28 protein-coding genes and 1 pseudogene are annotated in these 26,217 nt (G+C 73.2%); 17 read left to right on the top strand and 12 right to left on the bottom strand.

Annotation, left to right across the window (positions count from 1 at the left end; translation table 11 throughout):
* Window positions 1-12: 12 nt before the first annotated feature.
* The 3 genes and pseudogenes from AC069T_RS02945 to AC069T_RS02955 form a co-directional block, all read left to right on the top strand.
* Window positions 13-948: a M56 family metallopeptidase gene (locus tag AC069T_RS02945; RefSeq protein WP_478781016.1), complete on the top strand. Its 936-nt coding sequence runs from the start codon at window positions 13-15 to the stop codon at window positions 946-948.
* Window positions 949-1,161: 213 nt separating this feature from the next.
* Window positions 1,162-1,887, top strand: coding sequence for a phosphatase PAP2 family protein (locus AC069T_RS02950; protein WP_478781017.1), 726 nt, complete (start codon window positions 1,162-1,164; stop codon window positions 1,885-1,887).
* A pseudogene (locus tag AC069T_RS02955) lies at window positions 1,874-2,136 on the top strand (hydrolase); the annotation flags it as partial. The gene AC069T_RS02950 and the pseudogene AC069T_RS02955, both read left to right, overlap by 14 nt.
* A 213-nt stretch (window positions 2,137-2,349) precedes the next feature.
* Here AC069T_RS02955 and AC069T_RS02960 read toward each other — a convergent pair.
* Window positions 2,350-2,595, bottom strand: a complete 246-nt coding sequence (locus tag AC069T_RS02960; RefSeq protein ID WP_478781018.1) for a DUF2630 family protein — start codon at window positions 2,593-2,595, stop codon at window positions 2,350-2,352.
* 200 nt (window positions 2,596-2,795) lie between these two features.
* Here AC069T_RS02960 and AC069T_RS02965 point away from each other — a divergent pair, with 200 nt between their 5' ends.
* On the top strand, window positions 2,796-3,482 hold the full coding sequence (locus tag AC069T_RS02965) for a TetR/AcrR family transcriptional regulator (protein WP_478781019.1): 687 nt from the start codon (window positions 2,796-2,798) through the stop codon (window positions 3,480-3,482).
* On the opposite strand, the gene AC069T_RS02970 is transcribed toward AC069T_RS02965, so the two are convergent.
* On the bottom strand, window positions 3,470-4,972 hold the full coding sequence (locus AC069T_RS02970; protein ID WP_388785984.1) for an LVIVD repeat-containing protein: 1,503 nt from the start codon (window positions 4,970-4,972) through the stop codon (window positions 3,470-3,472). The genes AC069T_RS02965 and AC069T_RS02970 overlap by 13 nt on opposite strands.
* Before the next feature lie 191 nt (window positions 4,973-5,163).
* Here AC069T_RS02970 and AC069T_RS02975 point away from each other — a divergent pair, with 191 nt between their 5' ends.
* The gene (locus AC069T_RS02975) at window positions 5,164-5,820 is read left to right on the top strand and encodes a DUF305 domain-containing protein (RefSeq protein ID WP_478781020.1); all 657 of its coding nucleotides are present in this window, start codon (window positions 5,164-5,166) and stop codon (window positions 5,818-5,820) included.
* A 56-nt stretch (window positions 5,821-5,876) separates the two neighbouring features.
* On the opposite strand, the gene AC069T_RS02980 is transcribed toward AC069T_RS02975, so the two are convergent.
* Window positions 5,877-6,332, bottom strand: coding sequence for a DUF6214 family protein (locus tag AC069T_RS02980; protein ID WP_478781021.1), 456 nt, complete (start codon window positions 6,330-6,332; stop codon window positions 5,877-5,879).
* Between the two features lie 239 nt (window positions 6,333-6,571).
* On the opposite strand from AC069T_RS02980, the gene AC069T_RS02985 reads away from it, so the two are divergent.
* Window positions 6,572-7,921: an FAD-dependent oxidoreductase gene (locus AC069T_RS02985; protein ID WP_478781022.1), complete on the top strand. Its 1,350-nt coding sequence runs from the start codon at window positions 6,572-6,574 to the stop codon at window positions 7,919-7,921.
* Window positions 7,922-7,979: 58 nt separating this feature from the next.
* Here AC069T_RS02985 and AC069T_RS02990 read toward each other — a convergent pair whose 3' ends face one another.
* Window positions 7,980-8,339, bottom strand: coding sequence for an ArsR/SmtB family transcription factor (locus tag AC069T_RS02990; RefSeq protein WP_478781023.1), 360 nt, complete (start codon window positions 8,337-8,339; stop codon window positions 7,980-7,982).
* Between the two features lie 159 nt (window positions 8,340-8,498).
* On the opposite strand from AC069T_RS02990, the gene AC069T_RS02995 reads away from it, so the two are divergent.
* The gene (locus tag AC069T_RS02995) at window positions 8,499-9,578 is read left to right on the top strand and encodes an NADH:flavin oxidoreductase/NADH oxidase (RefSeq protein WP_478781024.1); all 1,080 of its coding nucleotides are present in this window, start codon (window positions 8,499-8,501) and stop codon (window positions 9,576-9,578) included.
* A gap of 208 nt (window positions 9,579-9,786) precedes the next feature.
* Here AC069T_RS02995 and AC069T_RS03000 read toward each other — a convergent pair whose 3' ends face one another.
* Window positions 9,787-10,371, bottom strand: coding sequence for an Rv1733c family protein (locus AC069T_RS03000; RefSeq protein ID WP_478781025.1), 585 nt, complete (start codon window positions 10,369-10,371; stop codon window positions 9,787-9,789).
* A gap of 285 nt (window positions 10,372-10,656) precedes the next feature.
* Here AC069T_RS03000 and AC069T_RS03005 point away from each other — a divergent pair, with 285 nt between their 5' ends.
* From AC069T_RS03005 to AC069T_RS03020, 4 genes are all read left to right on the top strand, one after another.
* Complete coding sequence (locus AC069T_RS03005; RefSeq protein WP_478781126.1) at window positions 10,657-11,742, top strand: WD40/YVTN/BNR-like repeat-containing protein; 1,086 nt, start codon at window positions 10,657-10,659, stop codon at window positions 11,740-11,742.
* A gap of 276 nt (window positions 11,743-12,018) precedes the next feature.
* Entirely contained in the window at window positions 12,019-12,696 is a 678-nt protein-coding gene (locus AC069T_RS03010) for a uracil-DNA glycosylase (protein ID WP_478781026.1), read from the top strand.
* Complete coding sequence (locus AC069T_RS03015; protein WP_478781027.1) at window positions 12,693-13,688, top strand: N-acetylglucosamine kinase; 996 nt, start codon at window positions 12,693-12,695, stop codon at window positions 13,686-13,688. Before AC069T_RS03010 ends, AC069T_RS03015 begins: the two co-directional genes overlap by 4 nt.
* A 188-nt stretch (window positions 13,689-13,876) precedes the next feature.
* The gene (locus AC069T_RS03020; protein ID WP_358851238.1) at window positions 13,877-14,800 is read left to right on the top strand and encodes a sirohydrochlorin chelatase; all 924 of its coding nucleotides are present in this window, start codon (window positions 13,877-13,879) and stop codon (window positions 14,798-14,800) included.
* A 319-nt stretch (window positions 14,801-15,119) separates the two neighbouring features.
* On the opposite strand, the gene AC069T_RS03025 is transcribed toward AC069T_RS03020, so the two are convergent.
* On the bottom strand, window positions 15,120-16,160 hold the full coding sequence (locus tag AC069T_RS03025; RefSeq protein WP_478781028.1) for a lactonase family protein: 1,041 nt from the start codon (window positions 16,158-16,160) through the stop codon (window positions 15,120-15,122).
* 130 nt (window positions 16,161-16,290) lie between these two features.
* Window positions 16,291-17,778, bottom strand: a complete 1,488-nt coding sequence (locus tag AC069T_RS03030) for an FUSC family protein (RefSeq protein ID WP_478781029.1) — start codon at window positions 17,776-17,778, stop codon at window positions 16,291-16,293.
* 243 nt (window positions 17,779-18,021) lie between these two features.
* On the opposite strand from AC069T_RS03030, the gene AC069T_RS03035 reads away from it, so the two are divergent.
* Both AC069T_RS03035 and AC069T_RS03040 read left to right on the top strand, forming a co-directional pair.
* Window positions 18,022-18,498: an Lrp/AsnC family transcriptional regulator gene (locus tag AC069T_RS03035; RefSeq protein WP_478781030.1), complete on the top strand. Its 477-nt coding sequence runs from the start codon at window positions 18,022-18,024 to the stop codon at window positions 18,496-18,498.
* A 270-nt stretch (window positions 18,499-18,768) separates the two neighbouring features.
* A complete protein-coding gene (locus tag AC069T_RS03040) occupies window positions 18,769-19,251 on the top strand; it encodes an STAS domain-containing protein (RefSeq protein ID WP_478781031.1) in 483 nt (160 codons plus the stop codon).
* Window positions 19,252-19,283: 32 nt separating this feature from the next.
* Here AC069T_RS03040 and AC069T_RS03045 read toward each other — a convergent pair whose 3' ends face one another.
* Window positions 19,284-19,916: a GNAT family N-acetyltransferase gene (locus AC069T_RS03045; RefSeq protein ID WP_478781032.1), complete on the bottom strand. Its 633-nt coding sequence runs from the start codon at window positions 19,914-19,916 to the stop codon at window positions 19,284-19,286.
* A gap of 56 nt (window positions 19,917-19,972) precedes the next feature.
* Window positions 19,973-20,563: a TetR/AcrR family transcriptional regulator gene (locus AC069T_RS03050; RefSeq protein ID WP_478781033.1), complete on the bottom strand. Its 591-nt coding sequence runs from the start codon at window positions 20,561-20,563 to the stop codon at window positions 19,973-19,975.
* A gap of 32 nt (window positions 20,564-20,595) precedes the next feature.
* On the opposite strand from AC069T_RS03050, the gene AC069T_RS03055 reads away from it, so the two are divergent.
* A complete protein-coding gene (locus AC069T_RS03055; protein ID WP_478781034.1) occupies window positions 20,596-21,312 on the top strand; it encodes a biotin carboxylase N-terminal domain-containing protein in 717 nt (238 codons plus the stop codon).
* A 405-nt stretch (window positions 21,313-21,717) separates the two neighbouring features.
* Here AC069T_RS03055 and AC069T_RS03060 read toward each other — a convergent pair whose 3' ends face one another.
* Window positions 21,718-22,497, bottom strand: a complete 780-nt coding sequence (locus AC069T_RS03060) for a LysR substrate-binding domain-containing protein (RefSeq protein ID WP_478781035.1) — start codon at window positions 22,495-22,497, stop codon at window positions 21,718-21,720.
* 58 nt (window positions 22,498-22,555) lie between these two features.
* On the opposite strand from AC069T_RS03060, the gene AC069T_RS03065 reads away from it, so the two are divergent.
* Window positions 22,556-22,960 carry a DUF5997 family protein gene (locus AC069T_RS03065; RefSeq protein ID WP_478781036.1) on the top strand — a complete coding sequence of 135 codons (405 nt, stop codon included), beginning with the start codon at window positions 22,556-22,558 and terminating at the stop codon, window positions 22,958-22,960.
* Window positions 22,961-23,123: 163 nt separating this feature from the next.
* Here AC069T_RS03065 and AC069T_RS03070 read toward each other — a convergent pair whose 3' ends face one another.
* Window positions 23,124-23,276, bottom strand: a complete 153-nt coding sequence (locus AC069T_RS03070; protein WP_478781037.1) for a hypothetical protein — start codon at window positions 23,274-23,276, stop codon at window positions 23,124-23,126.
* Between the two features lie 144 nt (window positions 23,277-23,420).
* Here AC069T_RS03070 and AC069T_RS03075 point away from each other — a divergent pair, with 144 nt between their 5' ends.
* Window positions 23,421-23,882, top strand: a complete 462-nt coding sequence (locus AC069T_RS03075; RefSeq protein ID WP_478781038.1) for a hypothetical protein — start codon at window positions 23,421-23,423, stop codon at window positions 23,880-23,882.
* Window positions 23,883-24,024: 142 nt separating this feature from the next.
* Here AC069T_RS03075 and AC069T_RS03080 read toward each other — a convergent pair whose 3' ends face one another.
* Window positions 24,025-25,050, bottom strand: a complete 1,026-nt coding sequence (locus tag AC069T_RS03080; protein WP_478781039.1) for an alcohol dehydrogenase — start codon at window positions 25,048-25,050, stop codon at window positions 24,025-24,027.
* A 279-nt stretch (window positions 25,051-25,329) separates the two neighbouring features.
* Here AC069T_RS03080 and wrbA point away from each other — a divergent pair, with 279 nt between their 5' ends.
* The gene (gene wrbA, locus AC069T_RS03085) at window positions 25,330-25,938 is read left to right on the top strand and encodes an NAD(P)H:quinone oxidoreductase (protein WP_478781040.1); all 609 of its coding nucleotides are present in this window, start codon (window positions 25,330-25,332) and stop codon (window positions 25,936-25,938) included.
* Window positions 25,939-26,217: the final 279 nt, after the last annotated feature.

The following is a 26,217-nucleotide window of genomic DNA, read 5'->3' on the forward strand; positions in this document are numbered from 1 at the left end:
AGGCTTCGCCCCATGATGGTCCCCGTGGCTCTGCTGCTGCTCGGCGCCCTGGCCGCCGTCGCCGCTCCACGGCTGCTCGCCCGGGCCGACTGGACCGACCGGGAACCGGTGGTCGCCCTGTGGATGTGGCAGTGCGTGGTGGCCGCCGTCCTGCTGTGCTGCGTGCTGTCGATGACCCTGAGCGCCGCCGCCGCATGGGCGGCCGTGCGGGGCCATGTGTTCGCCCCCGCGCCGCATTCCGTCGTGGACGCCTACGCCCTGGGCACGGGCGGTCCCTGGGCCGCGACGACCGCGCTGGTGCTCGCGGGCGGAGGTGTGTGGACCGCGGCGATGCTGACCCGCGAGATCGCTCGGGCCGCCGCGCACCGTCGGCGCAGCCGCGCCGAACTCCTCGACCGCGCGCCGCTGTTGCCCGGCGAGACGACCGGCAGTGAGCGCTTGGTGGTCCTGGAGGGCGAGCGCCCGGACGCCTGGTGGCTGCCCGGCGCGGCGCCCCGACTCGTCATCACGACGGCCGCGTTGCAGCGCCTCCAGGGACGCCGGCTGGACGCCGTACTCGCCCACGAGCAGGGACACGCGCGGGCACGCCACGACTGGCTGCTGCACTGTTCGGCCGCGCTGGCCAACGGGTTCCCGCAGGTACCGGTCTTCGCCGCGTTCCGCGACGAGATGCACCGTCTGGTCGAACTCGCCGCCGACGACATGGCGTCCCGCCGCTTCGGCCGCCTCAGCATCGCGCTCGCGCTGGTCGAACTCAACGAGGACCGCGGCGTGTTCGGTCCCGGTCCCGCTCCGCACGCCCAGGTCCCGCAGCGCGTGCACCGCCTCCTCACCCCTGCGGCCCGGCTCACGGCGGCGCGCCGGCTGCGGCTGACGGCGGCCGGAGCACTGGTGCCGGTGATTCCCGTACTGATCGCGTTCGTACCGGGCCTGCGGGCGCTCGGATAGCGAGACCGGGGCCTCGGGTACCGCCGATCCGTGGATCTGCCTGACGCCCGCGGGTGCCGCGCGCCTGCCGGTCCGCCGGCCCCTCGCCGCCCCGCCGGGTCGCACCAGGTCGCACCGCCCTCCGCCGGCATGCGTCCGCGTGCGTCGCCCCCTCGATCGCATCGCGGCGGGTGGGTACGGGATCACATGCCGGACATCGGCGAGGATCGGTGTATGCACAACCCGTCCGCCGGCTCCCCCGCCCGTACGCCGGCCCCGCGGGCCGCGGTCATGGCCGCGGTCCCGCTCGCCGTCGCCTCCCTGGTGCTCCTGCTGCTGGTCGCGTCCTCCTGGCAGCCGCTGCTCGACCTCGACGGCGACATCTCACGCACCACACATCGCCGGGCGGTCGAGGACGCGGGCACCACTCGGGCCTTCCGCGTGCTGACCGACTGGGTGTGGGATCCGACGACGATGCGCATCCTGTGCGTGGCCGTGATCCTCTGGCCGGTGCTGAGGCACTCCGCCTGGCGGACGGCCCTGTGGCTGGCGGCCACCTGCGCGGCGGGCACCCTGCTGCAACAGAGCGTCAAGGCGGCCGTGGACCGCCCTCGGCCGGTGTGGCCCGACCCCGTGGACTCCGCCCACTACTCCGCCTTCCCTTCCGGTCACGCCCTCACGGCCACCTTGGTGTGCGGGCTGCTGCTGTGGCTGCTGCACCGGTACGGTGCCGGGCGCGCCCTGTGGTGGGCCGGGTTCGTCCTCGCGCTGATCTCCGTCGCGGGCGCCGGGCTCACGCGCGTCTGGCTGGGCGTCCACTGGCCCTCGGACGTCCTGGGCGGCTGGCTCTTCGGAGGGCTCCTGGTCGCGCTCGGGGTGCTGGCGCACCACCGCTGGGTCGAGCCGTCCGGGCCCGAACCCCTCGGCCCGCCCCCGGGTCCGACGGCCGGGCGGTCCTGACGACCTCGCCGAGGTGTGGGCGGACCGCGACCGCAGCGCCGAACTGCACCGGGCCGCGTACACCGGCGTCTGCCATCAGGTTCCGCTGCCCGATCCCCGGTTGTACGACGCCCTGCACGACCGGCACCGCACGCCGGCGGCCTGGACCGCCTGCCCCGACGACCGTGACGTGCCGGCGAGGCTGCGTGAGCGGGGCGTCGCCGTGGGCGTGGTCAGCAACATCGGCTGGACCTGCGGCCGGTCTTCCGCGAGCGGCAGGTGGTCCACGAAGTGCGCCCGGCAGCCGGGCACCGCGGCGCCGCCGTCGGCCCGTCGGTCGTCCCGGTGGCTCACCGCCCGGCGGGACTGCGTCCGGTACTCGACCTGCTCGACTGACCGGCGGCGCGGGCGAACCGGCCGGCTGACCGGCGCGCGGACAGCTCAGTGCGGACGGCTCAGTGCGGACGGCTCAGTTCGGACGGCTCAGTTCTGATAGCCCTCGACCTGCGAGGAAGGACGCACCTGCGCGTCGTCCGGGTTCTCTCCGAACTCGGTCTTCGCGCGACGCTGGCGCAGCAGGTCCCAGCAGCGGTCGAGTTCGCGCTCCAGCTGTTCCAGCCGCTGGTTCTCCGTGGCGCTGTCGATCTGTCCGGAGGCGAGGGCGTCACGCAGGCGCCGTTCGTCGTCCACCATCGTCGTGATCCTGGCCAGGATCTCTTCCTGATCCATGTCCGTATCGCCTCCTCGGCCCCCCGTGCCCACTGTAGGGACGGTTCACCGGCGCTGCGACAGATGGCCGCGCGCGTCCGCCCTGGACGATCCCCCGCGTCGCCCAGGGCGGACGGCAGCCCGGACGGGACCCGCGAGGGGTCTTGGCCGGACGCGTTGAGTATAGTTGGCTGGCAGCCAGTCAACGCAGGAGTTACAGCATGTCCCCGCGCAGCGCCTCGGTCAATGAAGAGTTGCGGCGGCGTTCCCGGGAGCGGCTTCTGCAGGCGGCCGTGGAACTGGTCCGCGAGCGTGGCTACGACGCGACGACGCTCGGCGACATCGCGGATCGCGCGGGTTCGGCGCGGGGCCTGGTGTCGTACTACTTCCCGGGCAAGAGACAGCTCCTGCAGTCGGCGGTCCACCGGCTGATGCACCGGACGCTGGAGGAGGCGCTGGAGCGGGAACCGCGCACCGAGGACGGGCGGGAGCGGATGGCCCGGGCGATCGACGCCGTCCTGGGCCTCACCCGGGACCATCCCGTCCTCATGCGGCAGCACATGGCGGGGATCCTGCAGGCCGAGGGCTTCGTGCAGTGCCCGGAGCAGCAGCGTCTCGCCGAGCTGCTGCGGGAGACGGTCGCCCGTCACGGCTCGCCGGACGCCGCCTCCGACTATCCGATGCTGCGGGCGCTGCTGATGGGCGCGGTGTTCGCGGCTCTGGTGCCGGGTGTCCCGATGCCGGTACCGGTCCTGCGGGCCGAGCTGTTCAAGCGCTACGGCCTGGACCGGACGATGGGCATCCCGCCGGAAGCCGAGGCATCCGGCGGGATCGGCGACGAGGACCTGTCACGGTTCTTCGCGACGGAGAGCCGCGACTCGTCCGGGCCGGCAGGTCAGTCGAAGTAGTCCGGCTGGGTCTGGACGTTGAGCTCGTCGAGCCGGATCCGCTTCGCCGGGTCCGTGCGCCGGTCGCTGAGCTTCAGCACGTCGAAGCCCTTGGCGATGTCGTTCGAGTAGATGTAGCCGTTGTAGTAGTACGCGGACCAGGAACCGCCGGTCGCCAGGGTGGTGGTGGACAGCGGGCCGCGCTCGAAGTAGGCGATCTCCTTCGGGTTCGCGGAGTCCGTGAAGTCCCAGACGGAGACGCCGCCCTGGTACCAGGCCTGGACCATGAGGTCCTTGCCCTTGACCGGGATGAGCGAGCCGTTGTGGGCCACGCAGTTCTCGGTGTCGGCCTGGTGGCGCGGGATCTTGTAGTAGCCCTTGAAGACGAGCTTGCGGTGGTCGCCCCGGCCGACGATGTCGTAGATGCCGTCGGCACCCCGGTTCGGACCGATGGCCGCGTTGCAGGTGGCCGCGCCGCCGCCGCCCAGCTCGTCGGTGAAGACGACCTTGTCGGCCTTCTGGTTGAAGGTCGCCGAGTGCCAGAACGCGAAGTTCACGTTGTCCTGGACCTGGTCGATGACCTTCGGGTTCTCCGGGTCCTCGATGGAGAACAGGATCCCGTCGCCCATGCAGGCGCCGGCCGCGAGGTCCTTGGAGGGCAGCACGGTGATGTCGTGGCAGCCGGTGGTCTTCGAGACCCCCGGGTTGGTGGGCGCGCCCGGGTTGCCGCCGCCGTCGGGTCCCTCACCGGGGAAAAGGACGGGGAAGTTGACCACGGCGGCCTTCTCGGGGGCCTTGCGCGGCACCTTGATCACCGTGATGCCGTCGTGCGGGGGCTGGCAGTCGGGGAAGGCCGCGTTCGGCGAGTACGAGGAGACGTAGATGTAGACGTTCCTGCGCTCGGGCACCAGCGTGTGGGTGTGCGAGCCGCAGGCGGTCTCGACGGCGGCGACGTACTTCGGGTTGGCCTTGTCGCTGATGTCGAAGACCTTCATGCCCTCCCACGAGGACTTCTCGGTCGCCGGCTGCGTGGTGCTGTTGCAGGAGTTGTCGCTGCGCGAGGAGTCCGTCGACAGGAACAGCAGGTCCCCGGAGACGGTGATGTCGTTCTGCGAGCCGGGGCAGAGCACCTGCGCGACCGTCCTGGGCGCCCTCGGGTTCCGGATGTCGAAGATGCGGAAGCCGTCGTAGTTGCCGGCGAACGCGTAGTGGCCCTGGAACGCCAGGTCCGAATTGGTTCCGGCGAGGGTTTCCTTGGGGATGTTGACGAGGTGCTCGATGTTGTCGGAGTGGACGATCTCGTCCTGTCCGGGTATCTCACCGGCTGCGATGTCCGCCTTGACCTCGGCGGCCTCGCTGCTGGAGACCTTCTTCTGTGCGGCGGGGCCGTCCCCGGGGTCGGGGGTCGCGGCCGCCGGGCCGGCCGTGAGCAGCGCGGCCAGGAGTCCGGCCGCGGACGCCGCAACTCCGAGGCGTCTGCGCCGCGTTCGGGGATTGTTCAACAGGGTCACTGTGCCCTCCCTAGTCGCCGTTCGGATTCGAACGGCACGGACCCCCGCAGTATCGTCTTCATCATGCACAGATCAACAGATGGCAACGGACCCTTAACAAAAGTTCCTGATCACCCGGATGCCGAAGCGTGCTAGGACGGACCTCGGCACCCGAGGGGTGTCCGTCAATGCCCGGGCCACAGGAGGTCGTTGTGCTCGTTCGCCGTAGGTCCCGCACATACCTGGTCAGGGCGTCGCTGGCGGCTGCCGTACTCGTACTCGCGGGCTGCGACGCGGACTCACCGGATTCCGCCGCCAAGTCCCCTGCGGGGACCGGCCCTTCGGTGATCGCCCCCGGAAAGCCCGGGGAGGCCGCCGAAACCCTCTCCGCCGAGGACGCGCGCAAGCAGAACTCCGGCGACGGCGCCCCCAACTCGGCGGACATCTCCTACGCGCGCATGATGATCGAGCACCACACCCAGGCCCTGGAGATGACGGAACTCGCGCCCCAGCGGGCGGCGTCGGGCAAGGTGCGGCGGCTCGCCGAGCGGATCACGGCGGCGCAGCAGCCGGAGATCGCGGTCATGAAGAGCTGGTTGAAGAAACACGGCGGGGCGCCGAAGAGTCCGGAGCACCAGCACGGGGCCATGCCGGGCATGGCGACCGAGGCGCAGCTGAAGAAGTTGCGGGCGGCCCACGGGAAGATGTTCGACGAACTCTTCCTCAAGCTGATGATCACCCATCACGACGGGGCGATCACGATGGCCACCGACGTGAAGGCGCAGGGCAACAACGGCCAGATCGAGGAGATGGCGGACGACGTGATCGCGCAGCAGACGAGCGAGATCAGCCGGATGCGCGACATGTGAGTCGGCACCGGCCGCGCCGGGCGGCGTCGGTCACCCGGGCGGCGCCGAGGGTCGGCTCAGCGGCGCGCGTGACGTGGCGTCAGGAATCCCGCGTCACGGGCGCCGGCGATCAGCCGGAGTGCGTGTCGGCGGCTGTGCCCGGTCGCGCACATGACCGCGAGAACCGGGTCCGTGCCGGCCTTCTGGGCCGCGCGGTACTCCTCCGCGATCAGACGCCGACCCTCCGTCCCCCGCGGCCAGAGGGGCCGGGCGCGACGCGGGGACCGCGGGCAGCCGTCGGACGCCCCGGCACCGCACGCCTCGTAGAGCGGACCCTCGATCCACTCGGCGAGCACCGCCAGATCGTCGAGGGACAGCGGCGGGCAGGCCCGCACGTCCTCGACAAAGACGCCCTCCTCGGACACCACCGCGAGGACGTCGATCCGGGCGCCGTCGCCGAAGCCGAGGCGCACGTCGAACCACGACGTCCGGCTCTCGTTTTCCCGCACTTCCCACGCGGGCCGCACGGACACCGCACCATCCGGTCGATCACGATCAGAAAGATTAAGAAAGGATGCTTCCAGCACATACGCAACGTAACCGCATGATCACATTCAATGCGAATAGGCACGCGTGCGGACAGGGGGCTCCGTACCCCGACGGCGCAGCCCGGCCCCCGGGGCGCGCCCCCTCCCGCCGGACGCCGCCCGGTGCCATGCTGGAACCACCAGCGATCTCCTCGGACCGTTCGACGTCGCAAGGGAGTTCCGCCGTGCTGAATGTCGCCGTCGTCGGCTCGGGGCCCAGCGGGGTCTACACCGCCCAGAGTCTCGTCCAGCAGAGCGTGCTGCCGGCCGTCCGCGTGGACGTCCTCGACCGGCTGCCCTGCCCCTACGGCCTGGTGCGCTACGGGGTGGCACCCGACCACGAGAAGATCAAGTCCCTGCAGAACAATCTGCGCACGGTCCTGGAGGACGAGCGCGTCCGGTTCCTCGGCGGGGTCCAGGTCGGACCGGGCGGACTGCCCGCCGACCGGTTGCGCGAGCTCTACCACGCGGTCGTCTACTGCGTCGGCGCCGCCACCGACCGCCACCTCGGCATCCCGGGCGAGGACCTGCCCGGCAGCTGGTCGGCCACCGAGTTCGTGTCCTGGTACAGCGCCCATCCCGACGCCGCAGCCGGCGACTTCGTGGCCGGCGCGCGCCGGGCCGTCGTCATCGGCGTCGGGAACGTCGCCGTCGACGTGACGCGGATACTGGCCCGCGGCACCGCCGAGCTGAGCACCACGGACATACCCCACGCGGCGCTCAGCGCCCTGGCCGCCAGCGAGATCGCGGAGATCGACATGGTGGGCCGGCGCGGCCCCTCCCAGGCCCGTTTCACCACCAAGGAGCTTCGCGAGCTGGGTGCGCTGCCCGACGTCGATGTGCTCGTCGATCCGCGGGAGCTGGCCCTGGACCCCGGGTACGCCGACCCTGCGGGGCTGCCTGCCGCGAACCGCCGCAACGTCGAGGTGATGCGGGGCTGGGCCGCCGCGCCGCCCGCGACCCGATCGCGGAGGATCCGGCTGCGCTTCTTCCTGCGCCCGGTGGAACTCCTCGCCGTCGGCGGGCGGGTGGGCGCCGTGCGGTTCGAGCGGACGGTGCCGGACGGGCAGGGCGGGGTGACGGGCACGGGCCGGTACGAGGACATCGAGGCGCAGTTGGTGCTGCGCTCGGTGGGCTATCGCGGAGTACCGCTGGAGGGGCTGCCGTTCGACGCAGCGCGCGGCACGGTGCCGCACCTCGCGGGCCGGGTCCTGCGGGACGGCGCCGTCGCTCCCGGCGAGTACGTGGCGGGCTGGATCAAGCGGGGGCCGACCGGTGTCATCGGCACCAACCGCCCCTGCGCCAAGGAGACGGTGGCCTCGCTGCTGGAGGACGCGCCGCTGCTCGTACGGCGGAACGTGCCCGGGGATCCGCTCGCGGCGCTGCGGGCGGCCGGGGTGGCCCCGGTGGAGTGGACCGGGTGGCAGGCGATCGAGCGCGCCGAGGCGGAGCTCGGTGCGTCCCTCGGGCGGGGCGTCGTCAAGCTCCCCGACTGGGCGGCGCTGCTGGCGGCCGCCCGGGCGGCGGGTTCCTAGGGCCTGTCCGACCATTCCCGCCGTCGCCCGGAGGGCCCGGTGCGCCGGGGCGCAGTACTCAGCCGCCGCCCAGCCGGGCCGCCTGTCGGGCGGCCGCGGCGAGGACGCTGTCCAGGAGGCCGGGGAACAGCGCGTCCAGATCGTCCTGGCGCAGCTCGTTCATCTTGGCCGTGCCCCGGTAGACCTGGCGGATCACTCCGCTCTCACGCAGCACCCGGAAGTGGTGGGTGGTCGTGGACTTGGTGACCGGCAGGTCGAAGCGCGAACAGGAGAGCTCACCGCCGTCGGCGGCGAGCTCGCGCACGACCCGGAGCCGCATCGGGTCGGACAGCGCGTGCAGCACGCTCTCCAGCCGGATCCCCTCGTTCGCGGGGTGCGGGAGATCGCGGCTGCTGCCTGCGGGGGCGGCGGTGGTCACGGCTGCTCCAGTTCGTCGGGGCGGGACGCACGTCCGGCGACGTCCGCGGAGTGGGACCCACCGGCCCCATAGTACGAGGACTCTCGTAGTTTGACATCTCCCGTACTACGATGCTTATCGTACGAGCTGTATCTGCCTCCGCGACGAATGGAGTCCGCCGTGAGCGCGCTCTTCGAGCCCTTCACCCTGCGCGATCTGACCATCCCGAACCGGGTGTGGATGCCCCCGATGTGCCAGTACTCGGCCGCGCCAGACGGTCCCGACGCGGGCGCCCCGAACGACTGGCACTTCTCCCACTACGCCGCTCGCGCGGCCGGCGGCACGGGCCTGATCGTCGTCGAGGCGACGGCCGTCTCCCCCGAGGGCCGGATCAGCCCGTACGACCTCGGCATCTGGAACGACACGCAGGCCGAGGCCTTCCGCCGGATCACGCGGTTCCTCACCGCGCAGGGCACCGTACCCGGGATCCAGCTCGCGCACAGCGGCCGCAAGGCGTCCACCGACCGCCCCTGGAAGGGCGGCGCGCCGGTCGGCGCCGACGCCCACGGCTGGCAGCCTCTCGCGCCGAGCGCGCTCGCCTTCGACGAGAAGCACCCCGTTCCCACCGAGCTGACCGTCCCCCGGATCCACGAGATCACCGGGCAGTTCGCCGACGCGGCCCGGCGCGCCCTCGCCGCGGGCTTCGAGATCGCCGAGATCCACGGCGCCCACGGCTATCTGATCAACGAGTTCCTCTCCCCGCACTCCAACCACCGCACCGACGCCTACGGCGGCTCGTACGAGAACCGCACACGGTTCGCGCTGGAGGTCGTGGACGCCGTGCGCGAGGTGTGGCCGGACGACAAGCCGCTGTTCTTCCGCGTCTCCGCGACGGACTGGCTCGAGGACGGCGGCTGGACCGCGGACGACACCGTGCGCTTCGCCACGCAGTTGCACGAGCACGGCGTGGACCTCCTCGACGTGTCGACCGGCGGCAACGCCTCCGGCGTGCGTATTCCGGTCGGCCCGGGCTACCAGGTGCCCTTCGCCGCGCGGGTGAGGGCGGAGACGCCGATGCCGGTCGCCGCCGTCGGTCTCATCACCGGCACCGAGCAGGCCGAGAAGATCGTCGCCAACGGCGAGGCCGACGCGGTGCTGCTGGGCCGTGAGCTGCTGCGCAATCCGTCCTTCGCCCGCCTCGCGGCCCGCGAACTCGGCGCCGAGGTGCACGTACCCGACCAGTACCACCGTTCCGTCTAGACACCGCCCCGGCGGGCGGCCACGGCACGCACCGGTGGCCTCGGTTGCCTCGGTTGCCACGACGTCCTCGCGGACGTGCGGTCTCTGCGGGGGCGGGTTTGCGGCGAGGCGGTGGCGGGCGGTTGGGGGGCGGGTTTGCGGCGAGGCGGTGGCGGGCGTTGCGGGGTGCGGGCCCGGGGGTGAGGGGGCTGCGGGCGGGGGCGCGGGCTCAGCTCGTCTTGCGGCCCCACAGGGGGCCGAACCGCTGCCACTCCACGTCCCACTGCTCCATGCGCCGCCGCTCCAGCCGCCCGCGGACCAGGCGGCCGGCCGCGAAGGGCACGCTCGCCGCCCCCGCCCCGACGAGGAAGCCGACCAGCGAGGCCCGCAGCCGTGCCTGGGACGCGGAGACGGGCTGGGCGACCAGCCGGCCGGCGCGGTCCGTCCACACGGTGACCGCGGTGCCGGCCGCGCTGCCGGACTCGACCCGCGCCTGTCCGGTGTGCGCGGCGCCGTCGGGCGCCGTCCAGCGCACCTTCCCCCACACCCGGTCGGCACCGTAGGAGGTGGCGGCGGACCTCAGACGTGGCGCGTCCTCCGTGACCGTCGCCGTGACCGGACGCCACTCGACGCGTTCCCGGGCCAGACCGCTCTCGACGGACCGCGCCATCGCCAGACCCGTGAACACCCCGCACAGCACGGTGAGGGTCCAGGCGACGAGCAGAAGCCATGCCTCCAGGACGTCGCCGGGACGTCGCAACGAGTTGCGTCGCCAGCGCCACAACCACACCTTCGAACCACGGAATGCCGTCACCGGGGCATCCTCCTCATGGGCTTCGGGACATGCCGGACCGCCCACCCGTACGGGAGCCGACTCGTCGATGCTCATACGGATGCTCCGAGTCGGCCCCCTCATGCCTGTCCGCGCCCCCCTCCTCGGGACGGCGGAGGCCCGGAAGGGGCCGCTGTGCGCCCGGGCAGCCGGCGAGGACCCCGACACCACGCTCTGACCTGCGGGAACACTGGTCCGGGGGTGACTGTCAGTGCCGGGGTGCAGACTGACCGGTGCTGGGACAACGACGTCGCGGAGGTGGTCGGCATGGCCGACGTACTGCTCACCGTAGGTACACGCAAGGGACTCTTCGTAGGCCGCCGCCGGGGCGGCACCTGGGAGTTCGACGAGAGTCCGTACTTCAACGCGCAGGCCGTCTACTCGGTCGCCATCGACACCCGCGGCGAGACACCCAGGCTGCTCGCCGGAGGGGACAGCGCGCACTGGGGCCCGTCCGTGTTCCACTCGGACGACCTCGGCCGCACCTGGACCGAACCAACCCAGCCGGCCGTCAAGTTCCCCAAGGACACCGGGGCTTCGCTGGAGCGGGTCTGGCAGCTGCACCCGGCGGCCGCCGAGCCGGACGTGGTGTACGCGGGCACGGAACCGGCCGCGCTGTACCGCTCCGAGGACCGGGGCGAGACCTTCGAGCTCGTACGTCCGTTGTGGGAGCACCCCACCCGCTCGAAGTGGGTGCCGGGCGGCGGCGGCGAAGGACTGCACACCATCCTCACCGACGGGCGCGACCCGCAGGCCGTGACGGTGGCCGTGTCCACCGCCGGTGTGTTCCGCACCGCCGACGGCGGCGCGAGCTGGACGCCGTCCAACTCCGGGGTCTCCGCGGTGTTCCTGCCGGATCCCGACCCGGAGTTCGGCCAGTGCGTGCACAAGGTCGCGCGGGACGCGGTGGACCCGGACCGGCTGTACCTGCAGAACCACTGGGGTGTTTACAGAAGCGACGACTCGGGGGCGCACTGGACGGATATCGGCGCGGGGCTGCCGTCCACGTTCGGGTTCGCGGTGGCCGCTCATCCGCATCGCGGGGACACGGCGTACGTCTTCCCGATCAACGCCGACGCGGACCGGGTCCCGGCCGACCGGCGGTGCCGGGTCTTCCGGACCGCGGACGCGGGCACGAACTGGGAGCCCCTCACGGCCGGCCTCCCGGACGGCGACCACTACGGCACTGTGCTGCGCGACGCCCTGTGCACCGACGACGCGGACCCGGCCGGAGTGTACTTCGGCAATCGCAACGGCGAAGTGTTCGCCTCCTCCGACGACGGCGACAGCTGGCGGCAGTTGGCCTCGCATCTGCCGGACGTGCTGTGCGTACGGGCGGCGGTGGTGGACTGACCGGCCGCGGTCCGCGAGTCACGGGCGGCGACGTGGCAGGGGCGGCGACGTGGCAGGGGCGGCCACCGCACCCAAGTGAGGGGCCGTCATGTCAGCGGGGTGTGGGGCCGGCACGCGGAGGCGGGGCGGGCCGAGCAGGCGGTCCCGTGCCGCATGCCGGCCGCCGCGGCCCGTCCCCGCCGGTCTCGTCGCCCCCGGAGCCCTCGCCGGTCGTCTCCGGTCACCCTTCGGCCACCGGTTGATCGCCGCTGCCCGTACGGCAGTAGGGTGACGCCCGTGGCACCACGACCGTTGCACGAAATTGTCGAAGCGGGCTGGGCGAAAGCCCTGGAACCCGTCGCCGGGCGGATCGCCGAGATGGGTGACTTCCTGCGCGCGGAGATCGCCTCGGGACGCACCTACCTCCCGGCCGGACCGAACGTCCTGCGCGCCTTCCAGCAGCCCTTCGACGAGGTCCGCGTCCTCATCGTCGGGCAGGATCCCTATCCCACCCCGGGGCACGCGGTGGGGCTGTCGTTCTCGGTCGCGCCCGAGGTGCGGCCGCTGCCCGGCAGCCTGATCAACATCTTCCGCGAACTCACCACCGACCTGGGGCTTCCGCAGCCTTCCAACGGTGACCTCACGCCCTGGACACAGCAGGGGGTCCTGCTGCTCAACAGGGCGCTCACCACGGCTCCGCGCAGCCCCGCGGCCCACCGCGGCAAGGGCTGGGAAGAGGTCACCGAACAGGCGATACGGGCGCTGGCGGCCCGCGGACGGCCGCTGGTGTCGATCCTCTGGGGCCGCGACGCCCGCAATCTGCGTCCGCTCCTCGGGGACCTCCCGTCGATCGAGTCCGCGCACCCCTCCCCGATGTCGGCCGACCGGGGTTTCTTCGGCTCCCGCCCCTTCAGCCGCGCGAACGACCTGTTGACCAAGCAGGGCGCCCAGCCGGTGGACTGGCGACTGCCGTGACACCGCCCGGCCCGCTGTCCGGCGTCCTCGCCGTGGACTCGGGGGGCTCCGGGGTGCGGGCCGCGCTCGGTGTCCCCGCCGGCCGCGGCACCGCCCGCCCCGCGCCGCTGACGTCCGAGGAGCCGGTACGCACGGGTCCCCGTGGCATCGACGCGGGACATCTGCTGGAGCAACTGCTGCCGATGGCACGGCGGCTGATGGCCGACGCCGGTGTCGGTGAACTCGGGGCCGTCGCTCTCGGCGCCGCCGGTTTCGCCACCCTCGGTGCCGATCTGCGCGCCGTGCTGCCGTCCGCCCTGCACCGTGAACTGGGCGTACGACGCGTGGTGTTGGCCGCCGACGCCGTCACCGCGTACACGGGCGCTCTCGGCCGGCAGCCGGGCGCGGTGATCGCCGCGGGCACGGGCATGATCGCCATCGGTACGGACCTGACGAGCTGGCGCAGGGCCGACGGCTGGGGTCATCTGCTCGGCGACTGCGGCGGCGGGGCCTGGATCGGGCGCGCCGGCCTGGAGGCGGCCGTCCGGGCCTTCGACGGGCGGCGCGGGGGTTCGGCGCCCCTGCTGGCCCGCGCGGAGGAGATGCTCGGGCCGGTGCCGGAGCTGCCGGGCCGGCTGTACGCGCGGGCCGACCGGGCCGCGGTGCTGGCCTCGTTCGCTCCCGAGGTCGCCGCCTGCGCGGGCGCCGACCCGGTGGCGGCGGGGATCCTGCGGGCGGCGGCCCGGTACATGGCGGAGTCCGCTGCCGCCGTCTGTCCGGACGGCCGCGAGGCGCCGGTCGCCCTCACCGGAGGCCTGTTCAAGATGGGCGAACCGCTCCTCGTACCGCTGCGCGCGGAGTTGGCGGAGCAACTGCCGCACGCCCGCGCGGTGCCGGCCGCCGGCGACCCCCTGCACGGCGCCATGCTCATCGCCGTCGACCTGGCCCACGGCGAACTCGCGCTCGCGCGCGACGAACGCATGCTGCACGTCGTGACCGAGAAGACCGGTTGACCGGCTTCACCCGGGTGTGCGAGGACAATCCGCCGGACGAAACCGGACAGTCGCGGCAGGCGCGTCAAGTCGCACACCGGTGATCATTTCTCATCCGTACGCAACTCATGCGACAAAAGCGGACGGATACCGCTCACCTGCACCCTCCCCGAACAGGGGAGCCCAGGAAACCAGTAACATGCGGCGCCATGAGCTCCCCCACTGGGCCCGCGTCCGGCCTGCCCGTACGAATGCCGCGACCCCGCCAGCCAGGGCGGCACCGCCGCCCGGAACCCCTGGCGGCTCCCGAGGGCGCGCCCGCGCTCGTCCTCGCGCTGCCGGGCACTCCCAGTGCCGCCACGCGCAGCCTTGCCGAGGAGGTCGTGAGCATCGCCCGCTCCGAGCTCCCCGGCCTCGACGCCCGCATCGGGTACCTGGACGGCGACGACGCCGAGTTCCCCACCCTGCAGTCCGTGCTCGGCCGTGCCGCCGGTGAGCGCACCGCCCGCTTCGAGCAGGCGCGCGCCGCCGGGGCGGACGTGGCCGAGCCCGACGGCCCCGTGGCCGTCGTGGTGCCGCTGCTCGCCGGTCCGGACAACGCCCTGCTGCGCCGGATCCGCCAGGCCGTCATGGAGAGCCGGGTCGCGGCCGATCTGACGGACGTGCTCGGGCCGCACCCGCTGCTCGCCGAGGCGCTGCACGTGCGGCTGTCCGAGGCGGGTCTGGCGCGCGCCGACCGGGCCCGGCTGTTCACGGTGGCGACCGCCGCGGACGGCATCATCCTCGCGTCGGTGGGCGGCGAGGAGGCCGTGCAGGCGGCCGGGATCACCGGCATGCTGCTGGCCGCGCGGCTCGCGGTGCCGGTGATGGCCGCCGCGCTCGACGAGGAGGGCTCGATCGCGGCCATCGCCGAGCAGCTGCGTTCCTCCGGTTCCCAGCAGCTGGCGCTCGCCCCGTACCTGATCGGTCCCGAGCTGGACCCGGGGCTGCTCGAGGAGGCCGCCAAGGAGGCGGGCTGCTCCGCCGCCGAGGCGCTCGGCCCGTACCCGGCGATCGGCAAGCTCGCGCTCGCCAAGTACACGACGGCGCTGGGCATCGCCCCGCAGCAGCCGCAGGGCGCGCCGGTCCGCTAGGGCCTGTCGTTTGGATCATGCCGGCGTCGCGGGGTCTGGCACGCACATCTGCGGCGTTGTCGTCGGTCGCCGACGCTCCGCGTCGACTCCCTCCTCCGCCTTGCAGCTGCACGCGCCAGACCCCGCTCGGGCCGGTCAGGACGAACCGTCGGTCACAGCCAGCCTGATCCAAACGACAGGCCCTAGACCTGTCCGGCCGGCGCGCTCGCGGAAGCCGTTGGCAGGGCGCACACCGCACTTCGGACGCCGAAAGGGCCCGTTTCCACGGAAACGGGCCCTTCGCCGTGCGGGAGGTGACGCCGGAGAGCGGTTCCGCGGTTCAGCCGAACACCACGCAGGACGCCGCGGGCGCCTGGATCGAGCCGCCCTTGCGCAGCATCCCCGTGACGGGGTCCACAGCGAACCAGGTCACGTCCCCGGAGCGTTCGTTGGCGACGTGGAGGAAGCGCCCCGAGGGGTGGAGGGCGAGGGCGCGCGGCCAGGTGCCGCCGCACGGGACCGTCGCGACGAGTCGCAGCTCCTCTCCGTCGAGCGCGAGCACCGAGATCACGTCCTCGCCGCGGACGGCGGTCCACACGAACCGGCCGTCGGGCGAGACGACGATGCCCGACGGGAAGGCGTCGCCGTCCGGGGAACCCGGCAGCACGGAGGTCTCGCCGAGGGGCCGCAGCGCCCCCTCGGCGGCGTCCCAGCGGCAGACGGTCACGGTGGGCGCGAGTTCGTTCGCGAGGTACGCGTGCTCGCCGCGCGGATGGAACGCCAGGTGGCGGGGGCCGCAGCCGGGCCGCAGCGCCGTCTCGCGGTGCAGCGCGAGCGTTCCGCCGTCCAGCGCGCACACCCGCACCGAGTCCGTGCCGAGGTCCACGCTCACGGCCCAGCGGCCGCTCGGGTCGGGCTGGACCTGGTGGGCGTGCGGGCCCTGCTGGCGGGGGGCGTGCGGGCCCGAGCCGGTGTGCGTGAACACGTGGGAGGGCGCGTCGGCGAGCCTCCCGTCGGCGCGGACGGGCACGGCGGTGACACTGCCGGAGCCGTAGTTGGCGGTCAGGACGTGGCCGGCGAAGAGGCTGAGGTGGGTGGGTCCGCTGCCGCCGACCGGCACGGGCGGCCCGGCCTCGACCAGCTTGTCGCCGGACACGCGGTAGGCGGCCACCGCCCCCTCGGCCGTCTCGCTGACCGTGTAGAGGGTGCCGCCGTCGGGCGACAGCGCGAGGTACGAAGGGTCGGGTACGCCGTCCGCGGCGCTCAGCACCGTCAGGGTGCCGCTCTCCGCGTCCACGTCCGCGGTGAGGACGCCGAGGCCTCCCGCCGCCGTGAACGAGCCGATGAACGCCCGTGGTTGCCGCATGACGCCGTCTGTCACTGCCGTCCCCTCTCGCTCCTGCGCTGTCCGGGGCGACGGTAGCAGCCGGGGTTCATCGGTCTGGACCAAGTCGCCGCGACGCACGGCACGTTCGGGCCTGCGCGGAGCCGCACCGCCGAACCCCGCGGCCTCACGCCCCCAGCAGCCGCGAGCCTCCCAGTGGTGCGGCGAGGGCGGCGAGCGCCCGCTCCAGGCCGTGGAGGTGGGCGAGGGCCTGCTCGGCGCCGGGGTGGTGGCCGGGCTCGGCCGCGTGCGCCGGCAGGGCACGTTCCGGTACGGCGCCGACGAGCGTCTCCATCGCCGCCTCGACGCGTCCGCAGGCGGCGGTCAGACGCGCGTCGTGCGAGGCGTCCGGGTCGGCGGCCACGGCGGCGAGTCCACGGGCCTCGCGGGCGCACTCGTCGAGCAGCGCGAGGACCTGACGGGCCCGTGCCTTGCGGGTCCGCAGCGGGTTGAGCGGATGGACCAGGGGCGCGAGGGCCAGGCGGACCCGCCCGAGGAGTGCTTCGAGTTCCGCCACGCGGGGCGCGGGATCCGCGAAGGCGTCACCGGCCAGCCGTCGGGCCGCGGCGGCGGTGCAGCCGTGGACCGCGTGCAGCGCCCGCTCGACCCAGCGGTCGGTCACCGCGTGCGTGGTGATCGGCAGGATCAGCGTGACGGCGAGCGCGGCACCGAGGGCGCCGACCCCGGTCTCGGCGAACCGCAGCGCCAGCAGCCCCGGATGCAGCACGCCGAGGAGCCCGTACAGCAGACCCGCCATGACGGTGACGAAGAACATCATCCAGCTGTACGAGGGCGCCGCCGTGTAGAAGATGCCGAAGACGCACACGGCGACGAGCGCGGCGGTGGGCGCCGGGGCACCGTGCAGGGGGACGGCGACGAGCAGCCCGGCACCGATGCCGGTGACCGTACCGACGACGCGCCGGAAGCCGCGGACCAGGGTCTCGCCGCGCGACGCGGTGTTCACGAAGATCCACCACGCGGTGCCGACGGCCCAGTACCAGCGCTCGTGCGAGAGAACGGGGCCCGCCGCGACGGCGAAGGCGCAGGCGGCGGTCGCCTGGAACGCCTGGCGGGTGGCCGGGCGGTCGAGCCCGCGTCCGTCCAGCGGGGCGGGCGCGGCGGGCAGCGGAGTGCGCCGCTCGATGCACCACGCGCCGAAGCGGACCGCGGAGGTGGCGGCCAGGGACAGCGCGACGGCCGTGTACAGCTCCGGCAGCTGACCGGTCTCGGCGTGCAGGAACTGGGTGGTGAAGAACATCATGAACGCGAAGATCCCGAGGGCGTGGCCGCGCGGTCCCCAGCGGCGGGCGTACACCCCGCAGAAGATCACCGCGAGCCAGGTCGCGTCCCGCAGGGCCGGCACCCCGTGCAGCGCGGTGGCGACCGCGAGGACGGGGAAACCGACGACGGGCAGCAGCGCGGTGGTGACCGCCTGGCCGCGCACCGTCGGGTCGCCCACGGTGAACAGCGCGAGGAGCGCCGCGAGCCCGCCCGTGATCGAGGCGGGCAACGACAGTCCGGCCAGTTCCGACAGGGTCACGGCGAGGCCGATGCCGAGCACCGCCCGCGCCGAGACCCGCAGCCGGAACAGTCCCGGATCCGGAGCCTTGAACATCTTCTTCACCGCCGGCAGCCCGCCCCCATCTCGCGTCGACACAGCCTTTCGAGGACACCCTCAGGACATGGGAATGGCGCCGCGGGCACGGATCCGGCTTCGTTGCCTGTCCTGCGCTGCGCGGCGCCATCAATGGGCACAAGGTAAGCATCAGCTCGGCGATGGCTCAACCGGCTCACATTTCACTGGGCCATTGGTACAGTCACGTCTGATCGCTCATGACGGCAGGGAGGCCAACGGACCATGGCCGTGGACGAACTCGACACCCGCATCCTGCGGCTCCTCCTGGAGCAGCCGCGCACCAGCGTGCGGGAGTACGCGCGGATCCTCGGCGTCGCCCGCGGCACGCTGCAGGCCCGCCTGGACCGGCTGGAGCGCGACGGCGTGATCACCGGCACGGCGCCCGCCCTGTCCCCCGCCGCACTCGGCCACCCCGTCCTCGCCTTCGTGCACGTCGAGGTCACCCAGGGCAATCTCGACGACGTGGGGGACGCGCTCGCCGCCGTGCCGGAGATCGTCGAGGCCTTCTCGATCACGGGCGGCGGCGATCTGCTGACCCGGGTGGTGGCGCGCGACAACGCGCATCTGGAGGACGTCATCCAGTCCCTGATCAGCCTGCCGGGCGTCGTCAGGACCCGCACCGAGGTGGTGCTGCGCGAGCGCGTTCCGTACCGGCTGCTGCCGCTGGTCGAGTCGATGGGCCGAGCGGCCGAAAGCTGACCGGGCGGCCTTCCGGAGCCCTTGCGCCGGTACCGGCGCCGGCGATCCCGGACCGGACCCCTTCACCGCCCCGCCCGTGTGCTACCGCCGGGAATGCGGGGCACACGCACCCGTACGGGTGGCGATCGAAGGGCACCTGGACCGCACGGCAGCCCGGTACGGGAGGCCTGAGGGGAATCGTCCGGGCGGTTCGCCCGGCCCGGACGAGCACGGACGTGCAGGAGAGCGCCGGTAGTCGTGGCTCGCCGCACCAGGCCGGATGGAGGTGCGATGTCCACACAGACCCACCGTCTGACCATCACCGAGATCACCAGTTGCGACGAGTGCGCGGTCCTGCGGGTCAGCGGCGAACTCGACCACAGCTGCGAGGGGCTCTTCCTCGGCACGCTCGGCGCCAGCGTGGACGCCGGTCACCGGCACCTGGTGCTGGATGTCACGGCTCTCGTCTTCTGCGACTCACGGGGACTGAACAGCCTGCTGGCCGTCCGGTGGCTGCTGCAACGCCGCCAGGGAAAGCTCATGCTGGCCGGAGCGGGCCGCCGCCTCACGGAACTGCTGGCGCAGACGGGGAGTTCGGAGCTGCTGCCCACCCGGCTCACGGTCGGACAGGCCCTGCTGGACCTGCCCGCGGAGCACCGTCCGGTGTGGCCCCCGGTGGCGTCCCGCCCGGAGGACCGCGCGGGCCGCGGGTCCCCGCAGCCGCCGCACCGTCCGTCACCGCAACAGCACCCGCGGGGCGGCGGGGGCGAGTGACCGGCGGACGTCACGCCCGCCCCGGGCGGGGCTCACAGCCCGTCGAGCCGGCCTGTCGCGCGCCCGAGGTAGGTGACCGGGCCGGGGTCGGGCACGTCGATCTCGTGGAAGCCCAGACGGTCGTAGAACGCCCTGGCCGGGCGGTTGGACGTCACCATCGCCAGGTGGACGGCCGGCACGCCCTTGTCCCGCAGGGCGAGCAGCAGGGTCCCCATCAGCGCACGGCCGTGGCCGCGCCCCTGCCACTCGGGGAGCAGGTCGATGTGCAGGTGGGCCGGATACGCGGCGACTTCCGGGACGACCATGCGCTCGGGACGGTGCAGCAGCAGGATCATCTCCTCGTCGGGCGTGGCCGCCGGTTCGGGCGGCTGCGGATAGCGTTCCGCGACCAGGGGCAGCCACCGGTCGCGGAAGGCCCCGGCGAAGCGGACGGTGTCCGCGGTGCCGAGGATGTAGCCGACCGCCTCGCCCCGCCCGTCGTCCAGCACGAAAGCCAGCTCCGGTTCCAGCTCCACGTACGGTGCGGCGAAGGTCGTGGGAAAGATCCCGGGATCCTCGTAATGAGGCCTGCTGTCACCGCCGTTGTGGGCGGTGCGGACGCAGATGTCCTCGAGGGCCGCTCGGTCCTCGCTGCGGTACGGGCGTACGGCGGGAGACGAAGTCACCGCAGCATCCTGCACAACGGGGAGCGCTCCCACAACTCCCCTTTCCGAGCGGGAAATCAATCTCCCGTCCTCCAAGCGTCAGGAGCGGGGCTCCCGCGGAGGCCGGGAGCCGGCCCTGAGCAGGTGCAGGTACATCGCTGTGACGTCGCGCACGGCGCCCTCGGACGTCCGGGGGGCCACGGCGGTCCGGGCGAACTCGACGCACACGCCGCCCACCGCGCGGGCGACGGCGGGCGGCTCCGCGACCGGTGCCGCCCGGCCTCGGCGGCCAGCCGGCGGATGTAGCGCGCTCGGCGGTGCACGGGCCGCTCCCGGGTCTCCTTCCACAGCTCACGCACGTGCGCGCTGCGCCCCTGCTGCTCCAGCAGACCAAGCAGCGGCAGGTGCCGGGCGTAGGCGGCGATGAAGGCGCCGACGGAGACCTCGGCGACGGCCTGCACGTCGTCGGTGTCGACGCCGGGCACGTCCTCCGCGGCGAGCAACGCGTCCCGGACCCTCGCGGCGAGGACCCGCAAGATCTCCTCCCTGGACGCGAAGTACACATGGAAGCCGGCCCGCGAGAGCTCGGCCTCGGCGGCGATGTCGGCGGTGCCGCCGGGCGGCCGGCTGACGTTGACGTCGATGTCGATGTCGATGTCAATGAGCATGGCGGCGCCGACCACGGTTTCCGGAGGGGCTCATGGGTTCTGCCGCCGTACTCGTCGCCAATCGCGGGGAGGTCGCCGTACGTGTCCTGCGCGCCGCCGCCGAGGCCGGGCTGCGCACCGTCGCGGTGTACGCGCCGGACGACGACCTGCACGTCCGGTACGCCGACGAGGCGGTGCCGCTGGGCGGGGACGGCTATCTCGACGCGGACGCCGTGCTGGCGGCGGCGCGGGGCTGCGACTTCCTGCACCCCGGATACGGATTCCTCAGTGAGGACGCGCGGTTCGCCGGGCGTTGCCTGGATCAGGGATCCGAACGGACCGCGACGGTACGGCACTTCGCCCGCCTCTTCGTAACGGGCGCCAACCTGCGGGTGCCTCTCGTCTGCCTCGTCCTCCGGAAGGCGTACGGGCTCGGGGCGATGGCCATGATGGGCGGCTCCACGCGCGCTCCGCTGGCCACCGCCGCCTGGCCGAGCGGGGAGTTCGGCGGCATGGGACTGGAGGGCGCGGTCCGCCTCGGCTTCCGTAGGGAACTGGAGGCGATCCCGGACCCCGGGGAACGCACCCGTGCCTTCGAGGCCCGCGTCGCCGAACTCTACGAACGGGGCAAGGCGGTCAACGCGGCCGCCGCGCTGGAGATCGACGCGGTGTTCGACCCCGCCGAGTCGCGGGAGTGGATCCTGGCGGCACTCGACGCCCACGAGGACACCGGCCCACGGGAGGGCCGGGGGTTCGTCGACACGTGGTGAGCGGGGCGGGCGGGGGCGGCGGGGGCGGGCCGACGCCGGGTCAGCGCTGGGGGCGGGTGCGGGGATGCGGGGGCCGGACCGTCGGGGTGCGGCGGCGAGTCCGGGGCGGCGGGCGAGGCTCGCCCCGGGCGGTCGCCCGGAACGCCGGTGGGCTGGTGGGCTGGTGGGCTGGTGGGCTGGTGGGCTGGTGGCATCGAGCGTGCCGGTGCCCCGTCACCGGTCGTCGAGGTGCCTGGCTGCCGACCGCATGCACGGGGCGCCGGACCAACCGCAGACGGACACCGCCCGGGGACCACGGGCGGTCCATCGACTGCGCCGAGGCGCGCCGCGTGCGGCCCGCGGGTCCACGCGGGGAGCGGCCGGACGCGGTCGGCGTCCGGTGTGGCCGGCGAGGACCCGCCGGGGTTACGAGCCGCGGCGTGGCTTGCCGCGCTTGGCGCCCTTGGACGCGCCGCCGGCACCGCCCCGCGGACCCTTGCCGGGCTGCTTGCCGCCCGCGGGCTTCTGCCGGGCGTCGCCCTTCTGCGGCTGCTTCCGCTTCGGCTGTGCCGGCGTGGCCGCCGGGGCCGACGCGGTCCGGCCGCGTGAGCTGTTGACGGTGCGCCCGCGGACGATCCCGATGAAGTCCTCGACCAGGTCGGTGGTCTTCTCCTCCGGCCACGACAGCGCGACCCGCGACTCGGGGGCGTCCGAGACCGGGCGGTACGTGAGGTCCTTGCGGTGGTGAAGCCGGGCGAGCGACTGCGGGACGACGAGGACTCCCACGCCCGCCGCCACCAGCTCCACGGCGTCCTCGGTCGTGGCGGGCCGCTCGATCGCGGGCCGCCCGGGCAGACGCTCCCAGTCGAGGACGTCGTCGAGGGGATGCAGCACGATCTCGTCGGCCAGATCCTCGGCGGACACCTCGTCGACCGCCGCCACGATGTGGTCCTTGGGGACCACGACGACCGGCGTCTCCGCGTAGAGGGGGATCGCGCTGAGGTCCGTGCCGCCGACCGGGAGCCGGACGAAACCGGCGTCCGCGCCGCCTCCGCGCAACAGGGCACTCGCCTCGGCGGCGGGCACGGCGACGAGGGTGAGCGGGACGTCGGGCAGGCGCTCGTTCCAGATCCGCACCCACTTGGTGGGTGTCACTCCCGGGACATACGCGAGCCGGAACGAGGGGGATGCTTCCGAGCCTGTCACCTGGCCAGGCTACCGGGCGTGGTCAGAGGGGGCGCACATGCTCGATACCCTTGACACCATGACGTCGCAGCAGACCACCCAGACCATGAAGCCCGCCACCGCGGCGAAGAAGCTGGGTGTGTACCTCCAGGCCACGCCCGCCGAGTTCCAGGAGGGTGTCGTCTCACGCACCGAGCTGAGCGCGCTGCAGACCGATCCGCCGGAGTGGCTGGTGGAGCTGCGGCGCAACGGCCCGCATCCCCGGCCGGTGGTCGCGGCGAAGCTCGGCGTCTCGATCGCGGGACTCGCCCGCGGCGGAGTCACCGAGGCGCTCACCACGGAGCAGATCGAGACGCTGAAGAAGGAGAGCCCCGCCTGGCTGCGGCGGGAGCGCGCCACCCAGGCCGAGGTCCGCAAGGAGTCCGTGCGCCTGAAGGAGAAGAAGGCGGAGCGTGCGGACGAGTCCGGCGACTCCCGCTCCTGATCCCTCTCCCCCGGCCGGCGGGGCGGCCCTCGTCGCCCCGGTCGGTCGGCGCCTGACCGGGAGGGCGTGCGTGACGGCCGGTGACCCGGCCATCTGGGCCACCTGGTAGCCGTAGATCCCGTCCCTAGCCGTCGATCCCGTCCCTAGCCGTCGATTCCCGTCCCTAGCCGTCGATCCCGTCCCCCAGGCTGTCGAGCAGGCGCTCGCCCCGGCCGACGAGGAGCGGGACTACGGCCAGGCGCAGTTCGTCGGCCAGTCCCGGGTGGCGGGGCCGCCGCCGGGCGGCGGAACGGGTTGCTCCGTGCGAGTGGTGCATCCCCCGGCGGAGCCGTAGCGTCGGGACCAAGGACGACGGCCGGCGACGAGTCACGCGGTCGACGGCCGCCCGTCACTCCCGGCCTGCCCGGCCGGGTGGACAGGCGCGGGGCCGGAGGTCCCGCAGAGCAGGCCGGGAGCGGACATGCCCACAGGAACAGTCAGGGCGGCCATCGTGTTCTGCGCCGCCGCGTCGCTGGCGACCGCCACGGCCGCCGCCTCCCCCGCGGCGTCGCCCACGTCCACGCAAACCGTCGACCGGCAGGTGCGCACGCCGGTGATCGTCGACTGCTTCTCGCACGCACAGGTGCGTCCCGCCCGCTTCATCCTGGCCTGCGGGGACGGCAACAGCCGCCTCTCCTCGCTGCACTGGTCGCGGTGGGACGGCAACCGCGCGGTGGCCACGGGCTTCAACGTGGTGAACGACTGCAAGCCGTACTGCGCCGCGGGGAAGTTCCACGCGTACCCCGTCACCGTGCGCCTGGACCGCGCCCAGACGTGGAAGAAGCAACCCCAGCTGTCCCACTACACGCGGATGAGCCTGGTCTACACCGGCAGCAGGCCGGACGGCTTCGGGCGAACGGTGATCCAGCCCTTGTGGAACTGAGCGCTGTCCCGTCATCCGAATCATCCGAATCATCCGAAGGGGAGCCCACGCAGGGAGCCCACGCCACCTCTCCGAACGGTGACGTGGGCCCGGGCCCTGTCTGCCTCCGCGTCCGTCAGCCGGGCGTCTGCCTGCCCGTCCGTCAGCCGGGCGTGAGCACCATCCGGTAGCGGGCCGCGCCCGCCAGCATCTTGCGATACGCCTCGTCGGCGCGGTCCAGGGGCACGGACTCGATGGTCGGGCGGATTCCGTGCAGCGCGCTGAACTCCATGGTGTCCTGCACGTCCTGCGCGGTGCCGGACGGGTGGCCGCGGACGACACGGCCGCTCATGAGCAGCTGCATCGGGCTGATCCCCAGCGGCTCGGGGCTGGCCCCGATGGCCACCAGCTCGCCGCGGTGCGACAGCCCGTCCACGGTCGCCGTGATGGCGTCGGAACTGCCGGCGGTGGCGAGGACGACCTTGGCGCCGCCGAGTGACCGCAGGGCGTCCGCGACGGGGGTCCCGCCCGTGCTGTCGATGTAGTGGTGGGCGCCGAGCCGCAGGGCGAAGTCCGCCTTGTCGGGCCCCCTGGCGATGGCCACGGTCTCGAAGCCCATGGCGACCGCGTACTGCACCCCGAGGTGCCCAAGACCCCCGATGCCGAGCACGGCGACCAGGTCACCCGGCCGCGCCGGGCTGCGCCGCAGCCCGTTGTACGTGGTGACACCGGCGCAGGCCATGGGTCCCGCGTCGCTCGCCGTCAGCGCGTCGGGGATACGGGCCAGGGCGTCGACCGGCGCGACCATCGCCTCCGCGAAGCCGCCGTCGTACGCCCACCCGGGGACCTTGAGGTTCTCGCACACGACGAAGTCGCCCTGCCGGCAGGGCTCGCAGTGGCCGCAACTGCCGCCGAACCAGCCGACGGTGACCCGGTCGCCGACCTGCCAGCCGCTGTCCCCCGCGCCCTCGCCTAACTCGTCGACGCGCCCGGCGATCTCGTGCCCGGGAACCAGCGGAAAGCGGACGCCGGGCATACCGGCCGACACGAAGAAGGCGTCACTGTGGCAGATCCCGCAGGCCTCCACGGCGACCCGCACATGGCCGGGGCCCGGTCGCGGAAGATCGCGCTCGACGATCTCGAACGGGCCGTTTGCGGCAGCCACTTGCGCTACTCGGTAGGTGCTCATGGTGTCTCTCCGGAACAGGTACGACGACCCCCACCACCCAGCAGACCAGCTCCCCGCCCGCCGCGCGCGCCGACGCGGAGCCGGGCTCCCGAAGCAGACCCCTTCGCGACCCGAGGCAGACCCTTTCGCGCCCGAGGCCGTCGACCGCTGTTCCGGACGTCACACCGGACTCCTTTGACTTGAGGCGACCGGTTACCTACCTTCCAATAGTCGACCGGTCACCTAGTTACTCCGGTCCCGCACTCACCGCACCCCGACACGGAATTGGAGACCGCCGCCATGGCCGCTCCCGTCAATCTCGCCATCGTCTACTACTCCTCCACCGGCACCATCACCGAGATCGCCAGGGAACTGCGCGACGCCGGCGTCAAGGCCGGCGCCGAGGTCCGCCTGGTGAAGGCCGCCGAGCTGGCCCCGGCGGAGGCGATCGAATCCAACCCCGCGTGGGCCGCCAACCACGCCGCCACCGCCGACATCCCCGAGGCGACCCCCGAGGACATCGAGTGGGCCGACGCGGTGCTGTTCGGCTCCGCGACCCGCTTCGGCAACCTCTCGGCCCAGCTCAAGCAGTTCATCGACACGCTCGGCGGCCTCTGGGCGCAGGGCAAGCTGGCCGACAAGGTCTACAGCGGTTTCACGTCGTCGGCCACCGCGCACGCCGGTCAGGAGACCACGCTGCAGGCGCTCTACACCTCCGTCCACCACTTCGGCGGCATCGTGGTCGCCCCCGGCTTCACCGACCCGGTCAAGTTCGCGGACGGCAACCCCTACGGCACCTCGCACGTCGACGGCCAGGGCAGCAACCCGGTGGACGACACCACGCGTGCCGCGGCCCGGCACCAGGCCGAGCGCGTGGTGAAGATCGCCTCGCGGCTCAAGGCGGCCTGACCCTCCCGCACACAGCGGCGCCACCGGGCACGGGCCCGCTGCAAAGCCCGGCCCAGCGACCCGGACGGCAACGGCCGGATCCTCCGGGAGGTCACGACGCGGCTGCCGGGCCGGCAGCCGGCACGGGGCGGCGTCGGTACGGGGCGGCGTCGGTACGGGGCGGCGTCGGTACGGGGCGGCGTCGGTACGGGGCGGCGTCGGTACGGCGGGACTCCGCCCCGTACCTCCCTTCCCTTCCCTTCCCTACGGAAGCGGCCGTCACCTGTTCGGTGACGGCCG

This window comes from Streptomyces sp. NPDC043867, assembly GCF_056435845.1.